Below are 1,357 nucleotides of genomic sequence, written 5' to 3'. Positions count from 1 at the left end.
TTCTCTTTCTGGCCATCGTTATCTCCATTTCAGTAGAAACTGCGAATGGAGAGGAGGTTAAAAGAGTTAAGTCCCGGAGTGATCGATACGACGCGAATCAGTGATCGACCTTTCATGCGAAATCGTGATCGATTGTCATGTGAATCACTGATCGATCACGATGCGAATATACACTTGCGTCAAGTTGGCGTAAAATGCACACTTACAACAGATATATTTTTGGCTACGGCTCTATGTAATCTCTCTAAACAATATGGTTTTTCAGGAGTCAAGATAAAAATGAATATGCTTTTTATTATCACGGTATTTATTGCTATGCTCTCAATGTCTGGCTGTACAAAATGGGAACGCCGTGGTGCAACAAAATTTGAATATAATTCAGAGTATGCTGCTTGCAAGGCACTGGGGTACGAGCGTTTTGCCCCCGATCTTGTTACAAATTTTGAATTTGATTTTAAAGACCAATATGTACCCTGTGATGATAAAAAGAAGTGCTCGCCGTATAGAAAAATACCTTCTTTCAGGACAGTAGAGAAAGATCGCAATAAAAGTGCAAGAGATTCGGTCATAGAGTCATGCATGTATGAAAAAGGTTGGCATGAAAAAACTTATTACTGGCCTCCTTTTAGTTAAGTTTAATTAGGTAGGATGCTAACGGGTAAAATTTTGCAGATTGGCGGTCAGATCGCTTACATTTGGCTTAACACAGGAGGATCAGCTATGGGCCAGGTTGCATTTGATACTCAAGGGTTCGTTGAAACGCTGGAAAACGCCGGGTTGCCGAAAGAACAGGCCAAGGCGATATCTCTTGTTGTGCGAAAATCACACGAAGTGGCAGACCTTGCTACAAAGCGCGATCTCGACGATGTGCGCAAAGACCTGTCCGCTGATATCGCCTATCGTCGAAGTGAAGCGTGAGATAGCCGATGTCCGTAAGGATATTGGACAGATAGACAAACGCTTAGATTTCGCTGAGAAACGATTTGACCGTCTTGAAATTAAATTTGACCGTCTGCAATGGTTCTTGCTGGCTGGTATTCTGAGTTTGTTGTTTAAAGACGTACTTCCGAAACCGTGGGGCGGGAGCCTGTACATAAATTTGTGTAATTGCCTGATTTTGATATGTTCAATCCAACATCAAAAGCAGGTTAATTTATGGAGGAAAAACAGTTGCAGGCCTTGGCTAACGAACTGGCCAAAAATCTTAAAACTCCCAAAGATCTCAGCCAGTTCGATCGCCTGCTGAAAAAAATCAGCGTTGAGGCCGCCCTCAACGCCGAAATGACGCACCATCTTGGCTACGATAAAAATCAGCCTAAACCGGGAGCCAACTCCCGCAACGGCTATTCCACAAAGA

At 43.0% G+C, this 1,357-nt stretch carries 1 protein-coding gene and 2 pseudogenes; all 3 read left to right on the top strand.

Annotated elements, in window-relative coordinates:
- Nucleotides 1-174 precede the first annotated feature (174 nt).
- Nucleotides 175-633 carry a hypothetical protein gene (locus QZ506_RS03975; RefSeq protein WP_291969235.1) on the top strand — a complete coding sequence of 153 codons (459 nt, stop codon included), beginning with the start codon at nt 175-177 and terminating at the stop codon, nt 631-633.
- A gap of 87 nt (nt 634-720) precedes the next feature.
- Nucleotides 721-994 (top strand): annotated as a pseudogene (locus QZ506_RS03970) (DUF1640 domain-containing protein); the annotation flags it as partial.
- 161 nt (nt 995-1,155) lie between these two features.
- Nucleotides 1,156-1,357: pseudogene (locus QZ506_RS03965) on the top strand (IS256 family transposase); the annotation flags it as partial.

The sequence above is a fragment of the Candidatus Symbiopectobacterium sp. genome (assembly GCF_020054415.1).
Lineage (GTDB): Bacteria > Pseudomonadota > Gammaproteobacteria > Enterobacterales > Enterobacteriaceae > Symbiopectobacterium.
This window is presented reverse-complemented; position numbering and strand designations above follow the sequence as displayed.